This is a genomic window from Salinicola sp., assembly GCF_982684285.1.
Genome location: NZ_CEXLVS010000065.1, coordinates 1 through 17,603 on the forward strand (window position 1 = coordinate 1; position 17,603 = coordinate 17,603).

Annotated in this window: 14 protein-coding genes; 9 read left to right on the plus strand and 5 right to left on the minus strand. The window is 65.6% G+C overall.

The annotated features are described in order from the left end of the window. From AC3AYF_RS07805 to gorA, 3 genes are all read right to left on the minus strand, one after another. A partial coding sequence (locus tag AC3AYF_RS07805) for an aminotransferase class III-fold pyridoxal phosphate-dependent enzyme (protein WP_487779589.1) occupies positions 1-345 on the minus strand: 345 nt, incomplete at its 3' end. A gap of 48 nt (positions 346-393) precedes the next feature. Continuing rightward, positions 394-972, minus strand: a complete 579-nt coding sequence (gene ectA, locus AC3AYF_RS07810; protein WP_295036152.1) for a diaminobutyrate acetyltransferase — start codon at positions 970-972, stop codon at positions 394-396. 287 nt (positions 973-1,259) lie between these two features. Then, a complete protein-coding gene (gorA, locus tag AC3AYF_RS07815; RefSeq protein ID WP_295036153.1) occupies positions 1,260-2,621 on the minus strand; it encodes a glutathione-disulfide reductase in 1,362 nt (453 codons plus the stop codon). Positions 2,622-2,842: 221 nt separating this feature from the next. Between gorA and AC3AYF_RS07820 the strand changes: the two genes are divergently transcribed. The 9 genes from AC3AYF_RS07820 to AC3AYF_RS07860 all read left to right on the plus strand — a co-directional run bounded on the left by AC3AYF_RS07820 (position 2,843) and on the right by AC3AYF_RS07860 (position 12,771). Further along, complete coding sequence (locus tag AC3AYF_RS07820; protein WP_295036154.1) at positions 2,843-3,487, plus strand: carbonic anhydrase; 645 nt, start codon at positions 2,843-2,845, stop codon at positions 3,485-3,487. 212 nt (positions 3,488-3,699) lie between these two features. Continuing rightward, positions 3,700-5,289, plus strand: coding sequence for an ABC transporter substrate-binding protein (locus AC3AYF_RS07825; protein ID WP_487779590.1), 1,590 nt, complete (start codon positions 3,700-3,702; stop codon positions 5,287-5,289). Continuing rightward, positions 5,286-6,332, plus strand: coding sequence for an ABC transporter permease (locus tag AC3AYF_RS07830; protein WP_295036157.1), 1,047 nt, complete (start codon positions 5,286-5,288; stop codon positions 6,330-6,332). The genes AC3AYF_RS07825 and AC3AYF_RS07830 overlap by 4 nt, the downstream gene beginning before the upstream one ends. Beyond that, entirely contained in the window at positions 6,329-7,270 is a 942-nt protein-coding gene (locus AC3AYF_RS07835) for an ABC transporter permease (RefSeq protein ID WP_487779591.1), read from the plus strand. The genes AC3AYF_RS07830 and AC3AYF_RS07835 overlap by 4 nt, the downstream gene beginning before the upstream one ends. Before the next feature lie 5 nt (positions 7,271-7,275). After that, positions 7,276-8,292, plus strand: coding sequence for an ABC transporter ATP-binding protein (locus AC3AYF_RS07840; RefSeq protein WP_295036159.1), 1,017 nt, complete (start codon positions 7,276-7,278; stop codon positions 8,290-8,292). Continuing rightward, the gene (locus AC3AYF_RS07845) at positions 8,289-9,344 is read left to right on the plus strand and encodes an ABC transporter ATP-binding protein (protein ID WP_487779592.1); all 1,056 of its coding nucleotides are present in this window, start codon (positions 8,289-8,291) and stop codon (positions 9,342-9,344) included. The genes AC3AYF_RS07840 and AC3AYF_RS07845 overlap by 4 nt, the downstream gene beginning before the upstream one ends. A gap of 118 nt (positions 9,345-9,462) precedes the next feature. Next, a complete protein-coding gene (locus tag AC3AYF_RS07850) occupies positions 9,463-10,401 on the plus strand; it encodes a LysR family transcriptional regulator (protein ID WP_295036161.1) in 939 nt (312 codons plus the stop codon). Further along, the gene (gene pepQ, locus AC3AYF_RS07855) at positions 10,398-11,735 is read left to right on the plus strand and encodes a Xaa-Pro dipeptidase (RefSeq protein ID WP_295036162.1); all 1,338 of its coding nucleotides are present in this window, start codon (positions 10,398-10,400) and stop codon (positions 11,733-11,735) included. Before AC3AYF_RS07850 ends, pepQ begins: the two co-directional genes overlap by 4 nt. 7 nt (positions 11,736-11,742) lie before the next feature. Beyond that, the gene (locus AC3AYF_RS07860) at positions 11,743-12,771 is read left to right on the plus strand and encodes a hydrolase (protein ID WP_295036163.1); all 1,029 of its coding nucleotides are present in this window, start codon (positions 11,743-11,745) and stop codon (positions 12,769-12,771) included. A gap of 56 nt (positions 12,772-12,827) precedes the next feature. Here AC3AYF_RS07860 and msrA read toward each other — a convergent pair whose 3' ends face one another. Both msrA and tamB read right to left on the minus strand, forming a co-directional pair. Beyond that, positions 12,828-13,466: a peptide-methionine (S)-S-oxide reductase MsrA gene (msrA, locus tag AC3AYF_RS07865; RefSeq protein WP_295036164.1), complete on the minus strand. Its 639-nt coding sequence runs from the start codon at positions 13,464-13,466 to the stop codon at positions 12,828-12,830. 68 nt (positions 13,467-13,534) lie between these two features. Continuing rightward, positions 13,535-17,603 (minus strand): autotransporter assembly complex protein TamB (gene tamB, locus AC3AYF_RS07870; RefSeq protein WP_487779593.1); only part of this gene is annotated, 4,069 nt, incomplete at its 5' end.

A 17,603-nucleotide genomic window follows, 5' to 3' on the forward strand; every position in this document is an offset into this window, starting at 1 on the left:
CACCGCATTGGTACCCGTCGGGCCCGGCAGGTGGACCTTGTAGTCCAGGCCACGCGGCTTGAAGATCACCTCTTCCAGCGTCTCCAGGTAGTCGCGCTTGGCGGCGGTCCACATGTCGAGGCCATGCACGATGCCATTCGAGGTGATGTACTCGACCAGTGCTTCCTGCAGCTTCGGATGGTTGTGACCGTAATTCAGGGTGCCGGCGCCGGCGAGGAAATCGATGTACTCGCGGCCATCTTCAGCGGTCAACCGCGCGCCCTGCGCCTTGGTGAACACGATGGGAAACGAGCGGGAATAAGTCCGGACTTCGGACTCCATGCGTTCGAGAATCTGGGTCTGCATACAGCCTCCCTGGTTGGCGATGCGTGATGAGGCGGATCGCAATCCGCTCTAGATGCGTTGCGGGTCGAACGGCCCGATCCGGACGAGATTTTCCGGATCGTGCTCGCCGCCCAACTGGTCGGTCGAGAAATATTCGCGGCTGATGAGCGGTGCCTGCCAGCGATCCGCAAGACGTTTGAACAGTCCCCATGAAGCCTGGTTGTCGGGGGTGATGGTGGTTTCCAGGTGATTCAGGCCGGCGAGTTCCGGCCGGGTCAGCACGGCCTCGACCAGGCGGCGGGCGAGGCCCGTGCCGCGAGCTTTCTCCCCCACTGCCACCTGCCACAGAAAATAGATGTCCGGCGCGGCGGCTTTGACATAACCGGAAACGAACCCGACGATCTCGCCATCCTCCGTCGGCGCCACGGCGCAGCTGTCACGGAACTGGGTGGCGAGCAGTAGATAGGCATAGCCAGAGTTGACATCCAGCGGGGGGCAGGCCTTGACCAGTTCATAGATGCCCCAGCCATCTTCGGTGGTGGGCTTGCGAATGAACAGAGGCATGTCTGGCTTGCCCACGACAGCATCGGCGACGGTCGGTCGCGCCAGGTCCGCCGAGGGGGTGAATGCCGGGTTGGGATTGGTCATCGTCATCATCGCTATGGCGAAATTGGGATCAAGGATAACAGCGTGCGGGAATTGCTTCAAACGGCAGGTTATTTTGCCGCGCCTAATCAATAAATATTATTTATATGGATGTTGCCGCCCTCTTGCCTATCGAGTCTAGACGAGCCGCGAAAAAACGTGGCATGAATGAGGCGATCGAAAGTCGCTCATTCGGCCATTTCCGACCGCCAGGCGTCGGTCGTTCGGCCGCAAACGACAATGGCCGCCTCGGGGGCGGCCATTGGGATCGGGTAGCGATCGAACCCGGGTCAGCGGCGCGTGACGCTTCGCATGGTGACGAACTCTTCCGCCGCGGTCGGGTGGATGCCCACCGTGGCGTCGAAGTCGGTCTTGGTCAGCCGGGCACGCACGGCAATCGCGATGCCCTGTATCGTCTCTCCAGCCTCGTCGCCCACCATGTGGGCCCCGACCACCCGATCGGTGGCATCGTCCACCACCAGCTTCATCAGGCAACGCTCGTCGCTGCCGGATAGCGTGTGCTTCATCGGGCGGAAATCCGCGCTGTAGATGCGTACCGCTTCGAATCGCTCGCGGGCTTCTTCTTCGGTGAGACCGACGGTGCCGATGTTGGGATGGCAGAATACCGCCGTGGCGATGTCCTGGTAGTCGAGCGGCCCCGGCGTCTTGTCGCCATAGTGGTGCTGGACCATGTGCATCGCCTCCGCCAGGGCGACCGGGGTCAGTTCGGGGCCGCCGGTCACGTCACCCAGGCCGAGGATCGAGGGCACGGAGGATTCGTATCGTTCGTTGACCTTGAGCGTGCCGTCGGTGTTGAGTTCGACCCCGAGCGCCTCCAGCCCCAGACCTTCGAGGTGCGGGCGACGGCCGGTGGCGACCAGCACCGCGTCCACCTCGAGCCGTTCGCCGTTGGTCAAGGTGACCTCGAGTCCACCCTCGACCTTGCGGATACGCTCGATGTTGGCCTCGAAATGCAGGTTGACGCCCTTCTTGGCCATCTCGTCGCGGGTGAATTCGCGCACTTCCTGGTCGAATCCCCGCAGGAACAGCCCGCCGCGGTAGATCAGGTGCGTATCCGCTCCCAATCCGTTGAAGATGCTGGCGAACTCGACGGCGATATAGCCGCCGCCCAGCACCAGGAAACGGCGCGGGAAGCTGTCGAGATCGAACACCTGGTTGGAGTTGACGGTCAGTTCGCTGCCCTCGAACTGGGGCGTCCAGGGCCAGCCACCGACCGCGACCAGTATCTTCTCGGCGGTGATGCGCTCGCCGTTGATCTCGACGGCGTTGGCGTCGACGAGCTTGGCGCGACCGTTGATCAGCCTGACGCCGGCACCTTCCAGCAAGCGGCCGTAGATGCCGTTGAGGCGCTTGATCTCCTCGACCTTGTTGTCGCGCAGCGTCGCCCAGTCGAAAGCCGGCGCCTGGGGAATCGTCCAGCCGAATCCACGGCTATCCTCGAATGCGTCGTGAAAGTGGGCAGCGTAGGAGTACAGCTTCTTCGGCACGCAACCCACGTTGACGCAAGTGCCGCCGAGGTAGCGGTCTTCGGCAACGGCGACCCTGGCGCCGGTCGCTGCGGCGGTGCGCGCGGCGCGGACGCCGCCCGACCCGGCCCCTATCACGAAAAGGTCGTAATCGTAATTCGCCACTGTGAGACTCCTAGAGAAATGTTGGAGGGATCATACCAGCCCGGCGTCGGCGTCGGAAAAGTCCGAAACTATCGGGGTGATATAAAAAATGCTTTGGTGTTATGGCGCTAGCGGTTGCGAGGCCGACCCCGGCAGCTTCGAAAATATCGGCGGATGGCCTAGAATCGCTGATTCGATCGCGAACCGACACGTTCGCCCAACTACACACTCAGGTTACCGTCATGAACGATATCCAGACTCTTCTCGAACAGAACCGGCGCTGGGCCGACGGCATTCAGCAGCGCGATCCGAACTTCTTCGCTCAGCTCTCCCAACAGCAGAATCCCGACTATCTCTGGATCGGATGCTCCGACAGCCGGGTTCCTGCCAATCAGATCGTGGACCTGCCGCCCGGCGAGGTGTTCGTGCATCGCAACGTCGCCAATCTGATCTATCACAACGACATGAATGCGCTGTCGGTCATCCAGTTCGCCGTCGACGTGCTCAAGGTCAAGCACATCATGGTCGTGGGCCACTACGGCTGTGGCGGCGTCAAGGCCGCGATCACCGGTGGCGAGCATGGCATCGTCGACTACTGGCTCAACAGCGTCAGCGAACTCTATCAGCAGCTCAGGCCGGAGATGGAGCCGCTCTCCCTGGACGAACGGGTCGATCGGCTGTGCGAGCACAACGTGCGGCTTCAGGTCGCCAACCTGTGTCGCACCAAGATCATCCAGCGGGCCTGGGAGCGAGAGCAGCCCTTGTCGGTGCATGGCTGGGTCTACGGGCTCAAGGACGGCCGCGTCAACGACCTGGGCTGCACCGTCTCCCGTGCCGACCAGACGGGGACCATCCGCATCCAGCCGACCATTCCCGCCCAGAGCTGATCGCTCCCCGTCGGGCCGTCGCGACGCGCCGTTCATCGCCGCCATTCGGCGACTGAATGGCGCGCAACAAGATTTCGATTGGGCTGGCCCACCGTCTATCAGTAAGGTGATGGTCGACGGGCTCCCCCGTCAGCCCGATCGACCCCATAGCGCCGTTCGACAACAACGACGTTCAATGACAACGACGTTCAATAACAACAGCGGAACCCGCGATGCGCCTCACAACGTTCATGCTCGGCCTTCTGGTCGGGGGGCTGCTGATGCCTCTCCCGACGGAAGCCGCCCTGGCCGACGACAGGCCCATCACGCTCAGGGTGGCCTACGATACCGACCCGGTATCGCTGGACATCCACGAACAGCTCTCCATCGGCATGCTCCAGTTGTCGCACCTCGCCTTCGATCCGCTGGTTCGCTGGAGTCGCGAGCGCGACTTCGAACCCCGCCTCGCCACCCGCTGGGAGCGGCGCGACGACACGACCGTGCGCTTCCATCTACGCCATGGGGTAACGTTCCACAGCGGCAATGCGTTCACCGCCAGGGATGTCGTCTGGACGCTGCACCGGCTGCAGCGGAGCCCGGACTTCAGGGCCATCTTCGCGCCGATAAGCCGGGTGGAGGCGGTGGATGAGTTCACCGTGGACCTGCATACTCGCCAGCCCTACCCGCTTCTGCTCAACCTGGCCACCTACATCTTCCCGATGGACAGCCGATTCTACTCCGGCACCTCGGCCAGGGGGCGCGACAAGAGCGAGATCGTCAAGAACGGCAATTCATTCGCCTCGAGTCACCTGTCGGGTACCGGTCCCTTCGAGGTGGTGAAACGCCAGCCCGGCGCCAGGATCGAGAGCGAGCGATTCCCGGACTACTGGGACACCGACTCTCCCGGCAACGTCGATCGCCTGGTGATGACGCCCATCGCCGAGAACGCCACCCGCGTTGCCGCTCTGCTCGCCGGCGACGTCGATTTCATCTCTCCGGTCCCCTTCAACGCGGTCCAGCGGCTTCGTCACGCCGAAGGGGTCGAACTGGTCACCATGCCCGGCACCCGTATCACCATGCTGCAGCTCAACGAGCAGCGGGTGGCGGCCTTTCGCGACCGACGCGTGCGCCTCGCCTTCGCCTACGCAGTCAACCAGACCGCCATCGCCGAGCGCCTGTTGAAGGGATTTGCGACCCCCGCGGCGCAGATGTCGCCGCGGGGATACGCGGGCCACGTCCCGACGCTGACCCCGCGGCACGATCTCGCCAGGGCTCGCGAACTGATGCGCGAAGCGGGCTACGGCGACGGCTTCTCGGTCACCCTGATGGCCCCCAACAACCGCTATGTCAACGACGCCCAGACGGCGCAGGTGGCGCTGGCGATCGCCGCGATGCTGGCCAAGATCAACGTCACCGTCGAGTTCGAGACCCTGCCCAAGAACCAGTACTGGGCCGAGTACGACAACCGCGCAGCCGACATGATGATGATGGGTTGGTATTCGGATACCGGCGACTCCGCCAATTTCTTCGAATACCTGACCTTCTGTCCCGACGCCGAGACCGGCGCGGGTCGATACAATGCCAGCGAATACTGCAATCCGCGGATCGATGCGCTGGTGGAGCGGGCAAACCTCACCACGCAGCCGACGGCTCGTGCCCGGCTGCTGCAGCAGGCGGAACGGGAGATTCACGACCAGGCCCCGTTCATCCCGCTGTACTGGCAGAATCTCGCCTGGGCGGCGAGCGATCGCGTCGATATCGCGCCGGTGCTCAACGTGATGAACATGCCCTACCTGGGTGACGTGGTGGTCCATCCCCGATGATATTCTTCCTGGTGCGCCGGCTGTTGCAGGCCGTGGCGGTGATGTTCGTCATCAGCGTGATCGGATTCGCCGTACAGGGCGGGCTGGGCGATCCCGTCCCGCAGATGCTGGGGCCGACGGCGACCGATGCCGAGTCGGCGGCGCTGCGACATTCGCTCGGCCTGGATCGACCGTTGTGGATGCAGTACCTGCACTTCGCCGGCAACGCCGTGAAGCTGAACTTCGGCGACTCCTACTTCTTCCATGAGCCCGCGCTGGATGTCATCGCGCGCTACCTCCCGGCCACCCTGGAGCTGGTGGCCGCCAGTGCCGTGATCACACTGCTGCTGTCGGTGCCGATGGGCATCTTCTGCGCGATCCGCCCTCGCAGCTGGCTATCGCGAGGGCTGATGGGACTGTCGCTGATCGGCATCTCGGTGCCGATCTTCCTCACCGCCATGGTGCTGATCCAGCTCTTCTCGATCGGCATCCAGGTGACGCTGTTTCCCATGGATACCGGATGGGGACAGTGGCTCAACCAGCTGCTGTCCATCGACGGCGGGATGCCGGCCTACGGCCGTGGCAACCCCGTCCATGTCTGGGGTGTCTGGTACACCAACTTCGCTTCGTGGCAGGGGCTCCTCTATCTGCTGCTGCCCGCCCTCTCCCTGGCGTTCGTCATGCTGCCGCTGTTCGTCCGCCTGATCCACGCCGAGATGCTGGAAGTGCTGGAGTCGGACTACGTCAAGTACGCCCGGGCCAGGGGCCTGCGACCGTCACGGATATACTTCCTGCATGCGCTGAAGAACACCCTGCTGCCGGTGGTGACCCTCGGCGGCGTCCAGATCGGCACGCTGGTGGCCTACACCCTGTTGACGGAGACCGTGTTCCAGTGGCCCGGTGCCGGGTTGATGTTTCTCGACGCCATCGAGCGGGCCGACATGCCGCTGGTCGTCGCCTACCTGATGGTGGTCGGGCTGATGTTCGTGGTGACCAATACCCTCGTCGACCTGCTCTATCGGGTCCTGAATCCGCGGGTAACGCTGAGCGGGAGGAGCGCATGAGTTTCGAGAACGGCACCCCGTCCACGGCATGGCGTCGCTTCCGCGACTCCTATTTTCTCTACCGGCTGCAGCGAGACCGCCGCGCCCAGGTCTGCCTGCTGCTGTTCGGGTTGCTGATGGTGGGGCTGCTGTTCACACCCTGGATCGCCCCGACCAATCCCTACGACCTCGCCCAGATCAGCCTGCTCGATTCCGAGCTGCCCCCGTTCTGGGTGGCGGGCAGCGAACCTGGCCACCTGCTGGGCACCGATGCCCAGGGTCGGGACCTGCTGTCGACCATGCTGTATGGCGCTCGCGTCTCGCTGGCGATCGGCTTCGGGGCGGTACTCGTCCAATCCCTGCTGGGGACGGCACTTGGCCTGCTCGCGGGTTATCGGGGGGGCGTCGTCGACGCGCTGCTGATGCGGGTGGCCGATATTCAGCTGTCGTTCTCGACCCTGATGATGGCCATCATCGTCGGCGCCGTGGTCAAGGCGGCTTTCGGCGGCGCATTCTACGGCGACTATGGCATCGCGATCCTGATCACGATCATCGGTTTGAGCGAGTGGCCGCAGTATGCCCGCACCGTGAGGGCCAGCGTGCTGGCCGAGAAGCGGAAGGAGTATGTCGATGCCGCACGCGTACTGGGCTTCTCCGGCCATCGCATCATGTGGCGGCACATTCTTCCCAATACCCTGTCGCCGACCCTGGTGCTCTCCACGGTCCAGATCGCCAATGCCATCATGGCCGAAGCGGCGCTGTCGTTCCTGGGCCTGGGAATGCCCGAGACCGAGCCCTCGCTGGGCTCGCTGATCAAGTCCGGGTTCGACTACCTGCAGTCCGGCTCCTGGTGGATCACGCTGCTGCCCGGGCTATTGCTGGTGGGGCTGGTGCTGGTCGTCAACCTGCTGGGGGACTGGTTGCGCGATACGATGAACCCCCGTCTTTACAAGGGCTAATGCCAATGGCGCTGCTGGAAGTGGAGCATCTCGATGTGCGTTTCCCGTTGAGGCACGGCGAGATCCGCGCGGTGCGCGACGTGAGCTTCGCGCTCGATCGCGGCGAGCGCCTGGGGATCGTGGGCGAATCCGGCGCCGGCAAGTCGGTGCTCGCCTTCAGTCTGCTGAGGCTGCTCTCCCGCCCGGGACGCATCGTCCGGGGCCAGGTCCGCTTCGAGGGGCGCGAGCTGACCCAGCTGTCCGATCGCCAGCTACGCCGGATCCGGGGCAATCGGGTGGCGATGATCTTCCAGGATCCGCTGACGACGCTCAACCCGGTGCTGACCATCGGCCAGCAGATGATCGAGAGCCTGAAGGCGCACCGTCGGATCTCCGCCCGTCGGGCCAGGAGCGTGGCGCTGCACAAGTTGCGCCAGGTCCAGGTGTCGTCTCCCGAGCAGCGCCTCGCGCAGTATCCGCATCAGTTGTCCGGCGGCCTCTGTCAGCGGGTGGTCATTGCCATCGCGCTACTGCTCGATCCCGACATCATCATTGCCGACGAACCCACCACCGCACTCGATGTCACCATCCAGGCGGAGATCATCGCCCTGCTCAAGCAGCTGTGCGAGAAACACAACGTCGGCCTGATCGTGATCTCCCACGACCTGGGGGTCATTGGCCGACTGACGCAGCGCCTGCTGGTGATGTACGCGGGCCGCATCGTCGAGCAGGGGCCGACGCGGGAGATCATCAACGACGCCCAGCACCCCTACACCCAGGGCTTGATCAACGCCCTGCCCCAGATGGCGCTGCCCAGGCAGCCGCTGGCACAGATTCCCGGCACCATGCCGAGCCTGTCCCAAGTGCCGGAAGGGTGCGCCTTCCACCCGCGCTGTCGCTACCGCTTCACGCCGCAGGGCCAGCCCCGCCAGGACTGCCGCGAACGGATTCCCGAGGCCGTCGTGTCCGGCGAGAGCCGGGTCGCCTGTCACTGGGTGCGGGAACTGATAGCCACCCTGCCCATCGAGGAGGAGACGACATGACACCTGCCGATTCGCTGCAGGCGCTCGGTCGTGCCGCCGATGCGGCGACGCCGTTGCTCAAGGTCCAGGATCTCAGCAAGCGTTTCGCGCTGCATCCGGAACGCCTGCTGCCGTGGCGGTTCGACAAGCGTGCGCGCGCCTGGCGTCGTCAGCGAATTCACGCGGTCAACGGCGTCGATCTGGAAATTCAGCGCGGCGACGCGCTCTGCGTGGTGGGGGAATCGGGATGCGGCAAGTCGACCCTGGCCCGCCTGATCATGGGGCTGCTGACGCCCAGCGGCGGCGAGGTTCACTACGACGGACAGCGCGTCGACCGCCTCAAGGCGAGCCAGTGGCGGCCCTACCGTCGGCGCTTGCAGATGATCTTTCAGAACCCCTACGCCTCGCTCAATCCTCGCCTGACGGTACGCCAAGCCTTGGAAGAGCCCATTCGCCTCCACCACGCCGACTGGCCGCGTGCCCGGGTACGCGACAGAGCCGATGCGCTGATGGCCGACGTGGGGATCGATCTCGGCTGGGGCGAGCGTTTTGCGCACGAGTTTTCCGGCGGTCAACGACAACGTATCGCCATCGCCCGGGCCCTCAGCGTGGACCCGGAGTTCGTCATTGCCGACGAGCCCGTCTCCGCACTGGATCTTTCCGTGCAGGCCCAGATTCTGAACCTGCTCATGGACGCCCAGGCCGAACGTCGTTTGACCTATCTGTTCATCACCCACGATCTGGCGGTCGTCGAACACTTCGCCACGCGAGTCGCGGTGATGTATCTGGGCACGATCTGTGAACTGGCGGATGCCGATAGCCTGTTCACCCGCCCCCGTCATCCCTATACCCGAGCGCTGCTGGCAGCGAGCCCTCGCCTGCAGGACGGGCATGCCCCGCCGCTGCGCCTGAACGGTGAAGCCTCGATGCCGGTCGAGCCGCCGGACGGCTGTGTGTTTCGTGCCCGTTGCCCGCACGCCAACAGCCGCTGCCAACGCGAGCGCCCGCTGCCACGGGCACTGCCCGATGGCCAGCGGGTCGCCTGCCATGCCGTCGAGGAGGGGCGAATCTGATGAAGGTCTCCAATAGTCGCCCCCGGGCCCATCGGGTAGGCTGTGCCGGATCGATGCGAGGCCATGCCAATTCGCTGACCGGTGCCGCGCAACAGCAGGATTCACGACAGAGAAACCCATGGAACTACGTTGGCTAGAGGATTTCATCGTCCTGGCCGAAACGCGTCATTTTTCTCGCGCTGCCGATCAGCAGAACGTTACCCAACCGACCTTCTCGCGGCGTATCAAACTGCTCGAGGAGTCGATGGGGGCGACGCTGATCAATCGCCAGACGCTGCCGCTGAGCCTGACCCCGGCCGGCGAAGAGTTCCTGATCCTGTGTCAGCAGATCACCGAGCGGGTCCGGGTGACGCGGGAGCGGCTGAACAACCTCGACCGGGAAGACGCGCGGCGGGTCAAGCTGGCAGCGCCGCAGAGCCTGGTCACCCATTTCGTGCCGGGCTGGCTCGAGGCGAATGCGCTCAAGGCCAAGGTCGAACCCTATCTTCGTGCCACGAGCTGGCTGATCGGGGAGTATTTCCAGGCGCTGGAACGCGGCGAGGTGGATCTGGCACTGTGCTACTGGCCGGAGGGCCGCACGGCGATGGATATCGACCTCGGTGGAGTGCGCTATCTCGAGATCGGCGAAGAACGCCTGGTGCCAGTCAGCCTGGCCACGCTCGATGGACAGCCGCGCTTCATGCTGCCGGGCAGCAAGCGCGAGCCGGTACCGCACATCGCCTATCACCCCAGCGGGCTGATCGCGGCGGCGCTACAGGCCCACTGGGGGCGTTCTCGGCAGGAGGTCCACCTCACCACGCTCAACGAAAACGTCCAGACATCCAACATCCGCGAACTGGTACAACAGGGGTATGGTCTCGGATGGCTACCCTGGCGTACGGTTCACCATCTGCTCGAAACCGGCGAACTGACTCGAGCCGGCGACCAGCGGTGGGACGTGCCGCTGTCGCTACGCCTCTATTTTCGTCACGATAACCGTCATCCCTCGCTGCCGGGGCTGCTGAAGCAGCTGGCGACCGGCCAGACGACCAGTCCCACGACAGGAAACGCGCCATGACCTCTCATACCGATAGCGCCGAGACGCACCAACGCGCCCACCTGGAGCGCCTGGAGGCGGCCTACGCCAGCATCCTGGCCACTCAGGGGTTCGATGCCGTTCTCATCTACAGCGGCCACGCCGGCGTGCATTTTGCCGACGATCAGGAGACCTCTTTCAAGGGCTACGGACACTTCGTCCACTGGACCGGTGCGAGTCACCACCAGCATGACTGGTTGCTGGTCCAGCCGGGTAGCAAGCCCCGGTGGTATTACTACGCGCCGGCGGACTTCTGGCATCTCGCCACGCCGACGCCGACGGGCGTGCTGGCGGAAATGCTGACGCTGGAGCCGTTGCGTGACACCGGCTGGCCGCCCCCTCGGCAGATCTCCGCCCGGCGACTGGCGGTGATCGGCAACCTGGATGCAGCGTCGATGCCACTGGGGGCTGAACTCAATCCACCGGCACTGCTGGCGGCGCTGGATGAGCTGCGCATGCGCAAGGACGATTACGAGCGCCACTGCCTGTTCGTCGCCAATCAGTGGGCGCTGGCGGGCCACGAAGCCGCCCGCGCCGCCTTTGCCGATGGCGCCGGCGAACTCGATATCCAGCTCGCCTATCTCGCCGCGACGCGTCAGCGAGAATCGCAGGTGCCCTACCAGAACATCATCGGCATCAATCACCACGCCGGCACCCTCCACTACCAACACTACGACGTGGAGGCGCCCGACGTGCCGCGCTCGCTGCTGGTCGACGCCGGCCATGCCCATGCCGGTTACGCGGCGGACATCACCCGTACCTGGGCTTCCGCTCACGCCGATCCGCTGTTCGAGCGCCTGATCCAAGGCGTGATCGACTATCAACAGCGTCTGATTGCCCGCCTGGCCCCGGGCCTGGACTTCGTCGAACTGCATCGGGAGATGCATCGGCATCTGGCCGAGCTGCTGGTGGAGACCCGCCTGATATCGATCAGCGCCGAGGCCGCGGTGGAGTGCGGCCTGACCCGCGCGTTCTGCCCCCACGGGCTGGGGCACAGCCTGGGGATCCAGGTCCACGACGTGGGTGGACGCCAGCGCGACGAGGGGGGAGCGCCGCTACCGCCACCGGCGGCGGACCCCGCCCTGCGCCTGACGCGATCGCTCGACGCCGGCATGGTCGTCACCATCGAGCCCGGGCTCTACGTGATCCCGATGCTGCTGGCGCCATTCCGGCATGGCGCCCAGCGCGACGCGGTCGACTGGTCCGCCATCGATCGACTGCAGGACCATGGTGGCATCCGGATCGAGGACAACGTGATCGTCACCGCGGATGGCCACGCCAATCTGACGCAAGCCAAACCGGGCGCCGAGGGCTGAGCTCGTCATGGCAAGCACGATCGTAGCGGCCGACTTCCAGGCGCCAGCGGGATTGCGAAACGCCCACATCCAGACGCTGCTGCCACGGCTTCTGCCCGGGAGGAATCTGGAGCGGGAGATCGAAATCGTCAATCTGCCGGACGGCGATTTCGTGGAGCTGGCCTGGGCCCGGCCGGCCCCGCCGCGAGACGATGCACCGATCTTCCTGCTTTTCCACGGCCTGGAGGGGTCCTTCGACTCCCCCTACGCCCGCGAGCTGCTTCACGCGGCGGCTCGATCGGGATGGCGTGCCGTGCTAATGCATTTTCGCGGCTGCGGGCGGGCGCCGAATCGACTGCCGCGGGCTTACCACTCGGGCGATACCGCCGATGCCTACTGGATCGTGGGTAAACTGGCGCAACGCTACCCCCAGGCGCTCATGGTGGCTGCCGGTGTTTCCCTGGGCGCGAACATGCTGCTGAAGCTGGTTGCCGAACAGGGCGGCGACGGCCTGCCGCTGGAAGGCGCCATCGCGATCAATGCACCGCTGGATCTGGCGGCGAGTGCAGATACCCTCAACCGCGGCATCTCCCGCCTCTATCAACGCTATCTGTTGCGCCAGCTCAAACGCAAGGTACTGACCCGGCTGCAGACGACGCCGCTGCCGCTCAAGATCGACGTGGACCAGATCCGTCGGTTGAACAGCTTCTGGGCCTACGACAATGATGTCACCGCCCCACTGCATGGATTCCACTCGGCCGCCGATTACTATCGACGGGCGTCGGCGGGGCCACTGCTGGGCGAGATCGAGCTGCCGACGCTGATTCTGCATGCGGAGGATGACCCTTTCATGCCGGCGGATCTGTTCTCGCGGTTACCGCCGCCCTCGCCATCGGTTCGGGTCGAGATTGCCCGCCATGGCGGACACGTCGGCTACGTGGAGCGACGCGACGGACGCCTTCGCTCCTGGTTGACGCGCCGTGTCGAGGGGCAGCTGCAACAGTGGGCGCCACGACGGCTGGAGCGAGCGGCGCCCTCTCACCTCTCCTGTCCATAGAGCGACCGGGAGCGACGGCGGAGAATCCCCGCCGATGGCTGGAGCCCGGCCTGCGCTCAGGCCGGGAGCGGGCAAGTGACGCCGGTTCCCTTCAAGCCACAGTACCCATTGGGATTCTTGGCGAGATACTGCTGGTGATACCCCTCGGCGTAGTAGAACGTCTCCAGCGGACGAATCTCGGTTGTGATCGTCCCAAGTCCCTGGGAGCGCAGAGCTGACTGGTACTCGTCCCGGCTCTGCTCCGCGATCGCCCGCTGCGACTCGCTGGTGGTGTAGATCGCCGAACGGTACTGGGTGCCGAGGTCGTTGCCCTGGCGCATGCCCTGGGTCGGATCGTGGGCTTCCCAGAACGTGCCCAGCAGCGACTCGAGCGATATCCGGGCGGGATCGTAGACGACCAGGACGACCTCGGCATGCCCTGTCTTGCCGGTGCAGGTCTCTTCGTAGGTCGGATTGGGCGTGATGCCGCCGGCATAGCCCACCGCCGTGACCGTCACGCCCTCCAGCTCCCAGAACAGCCGCTCGGCGCCCCAGAAACACCCCAGCCCCAGCACGATCTGCTCGGTACCGGCCGGGAACGGCGGCAGCATCGAGGCGCCATTGAGCAGATGTTCTCCGCTGATCTGAATGGGGGTTTCGCGGCCCGGCAGCGCCGTCTCCGCGGTCGGCAGCGAATCGGAACGTCGTTGGAACATGGTTTGCCTCCGAGTGATCGAGGCCGGCGTGCGGTCATGGCCCACGCCGGGAGTGTCGATTGAGTGGGTCAGCTGCCGTCGGCGCGACCCAAGCTAAAGGTGTAGATCAGATCGACGGCCTGCGCCGCTCCGGAAACGGCCTGCAGGTACAGATTCTGAATCAGGCGGTAACGCAGGGTCAGCTCGGCGATGGGAGAGAATATGCCGACGCCATAGCTCACCTTCAAGTCGTCGAAGACGTAACCGCTGACCACGACCTGACTGTCATCGCCCGATCCCGAGGCATCCAGGCTCAGGTCCTGAACGCCGAACGCCTGGCCGCCCTGCCCCACCGCGCTGCCGGTCTGGGGGAGCGAGAGCCCGATCAGGGCCGAAGTCAGGGCGACGTCTCCGCTACCCGAGTCCTCGGGCGCCCGGCCTCTCAGAATATAAGAGAGCGCACGACTCTCGGTCATCGCCGGCTCGGAGAAGATCGTCAGCCGCGGCGCGGAAGCGGAGCCCGTCACCCGCAAGCCCGCGATCACATCGTCCTCGGTGGTGTCCGGGTTGCGAATGGCTTCGAACTGCAGGCTTGGCTGCGATGCCGGTCCGCTGAACAGCACCTGGCCCTGCCGGATGATGAGATCCTGCCCGAAAGAGGTGTAGGTGCCATCGACCAGGTTCACGTCTCCATACAATTGAACCGGACCGGTGCCCTGGCGTACCTGAAGCTCGCCCCGAAGGCCGGCTTCGAGCCCGTAGGCCTCCAGCTTCATGTCGGGCCCCAGATGCAGGTTGACGCGCACGTCGAGCTGCATACCCGCATCGGCCAGGGCCTGGGCGGTACCGGCCCCCTCGTCGTTTTGCCGGGCGGCGGCGGCGGCCTGCTGCTGCCGGTCCTCCTCCTCGGTAATCACGACGGTGTCGCTGCTGGGCGCCTGCGCGGACGAGGGAATCTGACCGATCTCCAGGCGTGCCCACGGCACGCTGACGTCGCCCCGGACCTGCAAGCGCTGAGGCATCGCCCGGATTTGCAGGTCCGGCGCTATCCGCAGACGCCCGTATGCCGGCATCGCCACCATCAGCGGGGCTTCGGTGCCGTCGATATCGACGTTGGCTCGCCAGTTGTCGGGCTCCTGCCAATTGGCGTCCCCGGTCAGGTCAAGCCGTCCGTCGTCACTCTGGATGAACCCTTGCAGTGTCGATGACTGCCCCTGCAGTGCCAGCGTCAGCTGCCCATCGGTCACCGCCACCGGCGACACGCCGCCCTTGACCCTCACGCCGTCGATCTTGACGTCGCCGTTCAGGGCCGGCATCGCCATCATGCCACTCAGGGAGACGTCGCCATTGAGGGCCCCTTCCAACTGATCGATCCCGGAGACCAGTGGCCGATAGGGGCTGAATCGAAGATCGCTCATCTGCAGGCGCCCCTGTAGGGTGCCTTGCCCCGCCGGATCGTCGATCCGGGCCTGCAACTGCACCCGACCGGCATCCTCCAACTGGAGGTCGAATTGGGTCTGGGCGCGCTGCTGGTTGGCATCCAGCGACAGCGACATCGTCGCCGCCGGCACCCGCCAGGGGGCTCCCCTCGCGTCGACACCGCTGACATCGACACGGCTATCGATGTCGGCCGTAGCCGCCCAGGCCTGGCCGCCGCGTGACCAGCTGGCAATCACGTTGCCGCCGGTCTGGCCATCGACCTGCCACCCGCTCGGCATGAAATCGTTGAGCAACGCCATCGGGACCTCGTCGATCGAGAGTGCCGCGCGCCCCTGTGCGGCCGATGCGTTCATGCGCTCGGTCAGGCAGAGCGCGCCGCCCTGCTGGCGATCGAGGCAGAATGGCGAGATCGTCGCACTGGCGTTGGTCAGGTTGGCGCTGAAGTCCAGCGAGTCGCGTAGTGCGATGTCGCCGTAGTCGGTCGACGCCGAGAGCCGGGAGAATGCGCCCCGATAGTGCTGGAGCGCGCTGTCCAGACCGCCCTGCAGCCTCACGGAAGCCTGCGCGACCGGCAGGCCTTCGCCACCGCTCACGTCGAGTGAGAGCTGATGTCGCGACAGTCGCCCCTGGAGGCCTAGGTCGACGCTTCGAAGCTGCTGTCCGCCGGCCTGGATTCCGCTGGCGCTCAAGTCGACGTCGAACTGGGGGTCCTGGGTACCGGTGGAAGTGGCCTTCAACGCCAACTGGTCGAGACGGTTCTCCGCGTATCCCACGTCGCTGCCCTGCAGGTCGACCGCGATCTGCGGCCTTTCGAGCGTGCCGCGCCCCTGGAACTGGCCGCGCAGCGCACCCGAGAGATCGGGGAGGATCGTGCCCAGGGCCGGAGCGTCGATCCGACCATCGATGGCGAGATTGTCGTCGATGCGGCCGCTGGCGGTCACCCGGTTGTCGCCCTGGCGAAAATCGAGCGCACGGATGTTCCACTGCATGTCGCTGTTGCCGTCGAGACGGGCGTTCAGCTTGAGTGCACGCTGCTGCAGCCGGCCGTCGATCGCCAGTTGCGGCACCGACAGCTGCCAGCCGCCGTCGTCACGCATGGCGAAGGCCGCGCGTGCCTGGCCGTTCAGCTGCCCCGTCACGGCTTGGGTGAACGCCCCCAGCGGAAGCTGCTCGAAATCCAGGTTCACGCTGGCCGAGAGCGCCGGCGTCCAGCGTACGGTGCCCTGGCTATTGAGCTGGCCGCCCTCGGCTGCCAGCCGCATCGGTTGCCAGCGGAAATGATCGAGGTCTCCTTCACCGGCGACAGTCAGCGTCACCGGGGGCAGCCCCTCTCCCTGACCGGCAAGATCGACGCTGGCGCGGTAGTCGTCGAGCCGGCCTTCGACATCCAGGGCCAGGTGGTCGAGCTGGTACCGCGCTGGGGGCTGCTCGGTCTCCTCGATGCCGCGAAGCTCGCGGGCACCCAGGATCGCGACTTCATCGACTCCGCCGTCCAGGTCGGTGAGCGGTGCGAAGGGCCGGGATACCAGTGGCCAGCGCAGCCGTTCGGCGTTGACGTTCACCGAAAACGGCAGCCCCGGTTCGAACGCCTGGAGTCTCGCATCGATCGCTGCCTCCGCGTTGCCGGCCGTGCGCAGCCGGATGTCCAGGTCGGCCAGCGTCCCGCTGGCGTCGAGCGACAGCGTCTGGCCGTAGACCGGCGCTCGTGTGACACGCCCCCGCAGCGACAGCGAGAGCGGAACGTCGCCCTGAAGCTCGGCGCTGGCGGTGAGTTCGGCATGACCATCGGGCGCCTCCACCACTAGCCGGTGAATCTCGACCCGGCGATCGACCGCGGAAGCCGACAGCGCCAACCGGTCGAGACGTTGCGGGTTCGGCCCCTCGAGTCGCAGGTCGCTGATCGTCAGATCCGGTATCTCGACCTCCAGCGGCAACTGGATATCGGGCAGCCGGTCGCGGATCTCCCGCAGGCTCTGCTCGATGCTCTGGACCCGCGCGTCGCTCTGCCCGGCATCGCCGTCGGCCACGTTGGCAGCGGCTGCCAGGGTCAGCGGCGTCAGCGCGATGGCGACCGGGTCGTCGGGGACGGCGGCCAGCGCGGCGGAATCCGTGAGCGGAGCGGAGGTCTTGGCACCGCCCTCATCGGCGGGCGTGTTGATGGCGACCGACACATCGATGGCATCCGGGCTCAAGACCCCGCTCCCCAGGTCGGGCGCTGCCAGCGTCCGGCCCGGCGTGTCGGGAAGTGCGATGCGAGTCCGCTCCAGAGTCGTCGGCAGCAGTTTCAGGTGGTTGCCGGACATCTCGGCACCGGTCCGGAAATGATCCCAGTGCACGTTGGTGCCGTCGGCGAGATGAATGCCGACGTCGTCCAGGCGCACCTGGCGAATCTGGATGGGCAACGGCACGGAGAGGGACGGCATGCCACCGTCTTCGGCCGCTTCCGGCTCGGGGGGCGGCTGGGATTCGCTCTCGCCCAGCCGAATTCGCGCGCCCGCGATCGTCAGGTCGTCCAGACACACCCGACCCTTGAGCAGGCAGTCGTCCGCCCAGGCCAGGTGGAGACGGTCCACGGACAGGTCCAGTGCGCCGGCAGAGAGGCGCAGACCTTCGACGGTCAGCTCATCGAGCGGCGCGCCTTCGAAACGTTGCGCCTCGCCCCAGCCTCGCGACTGGGCCTGCTCGAACAACCATTGGCTACCCCAGGGGGACAATCCC

Excerpts from the sequence above, each read along its gene's own strand:
- AC3AYF_RS07830 (WP_295036157.1), top strand. The coding sequence starts at position 5,286 with ATGATATTCTTCCTGGTGCGCCGGCTGTTGCAGGCCGTGGCGGTGATG.
- AC3AYF_RS07860 (WP_295036163.1), top strand. The coding sequence starts at position 11,743 with ATGGCAAGCACGATCGTAGCGGCCGACTTCCAGGCGCCAGCGGGATTG.
- AC3AYF_RS07820 (WP_295036154.1), top strand. The coding sequence starts at position 2,843 with ATGAACGATATCCAGACTCTTCTCGAACAGAACCGGCGCTGGGCCGAC.
- AC3AYF_RS07840 (WP_295036159.1), top strand. The coding sequence starts at position 7,276 with ATGGCGCTGCTGGAAGTGGAGCATCTCGATGTGCGTTTCCCGTTGAGG.
- AC3AYF_RS07835 (WP_487779591.1), top strand. The coding sequence starts at position 6,329 with ATGAGTTTCGAGAACGGCACCCCGTCCACGGCATGGCGTCGCTTCCGC.
- pepQ (WP_295036162.1), top strand. The coding sequence starts at position 10,398 with ATGACCTCTCATACCGATAGCGCCGAGACGCACCAACGCGCCCACCTG.
- AC3AYF_RS07825 (WP_487779590.1), top strand. The coding sequence starts at position 3,700 with ATGCGCCTCACAACGTTCATGCTCGGCCTTCTGGTCGGGGGGCTGCTG.
- ectA (WP_295036152.1), bottom strand. The coding sequence starts at position 972 with ATGACCAATCCCAACCCGGCATTCACCCCCTCGGCGGACCTGGCGCGA.
- AC3AYF_RS07850 (WP_295036161.1), top strand. The coding sequence starts at position 9,463 with ATGGAACTACGTTGGCTAGAGGATTTCATCGTCCTGGCCGAAACGCGT.
- AC3AYF_RS07845 (WP_487779592.1), top strand. The coding sequence starts at position 8,289 with ATGACACCTGCCGATTCGCTGCAGGCGCTCGGTCGTGCCGCCGATGCG.
- msrA (WP_295036164.1), bottom strand. The coding sequence starts at position 13,466 with ATGTTCCAACGACGTTCCGATTCGCTGCCGACCGCGGAGACGGCGCTG.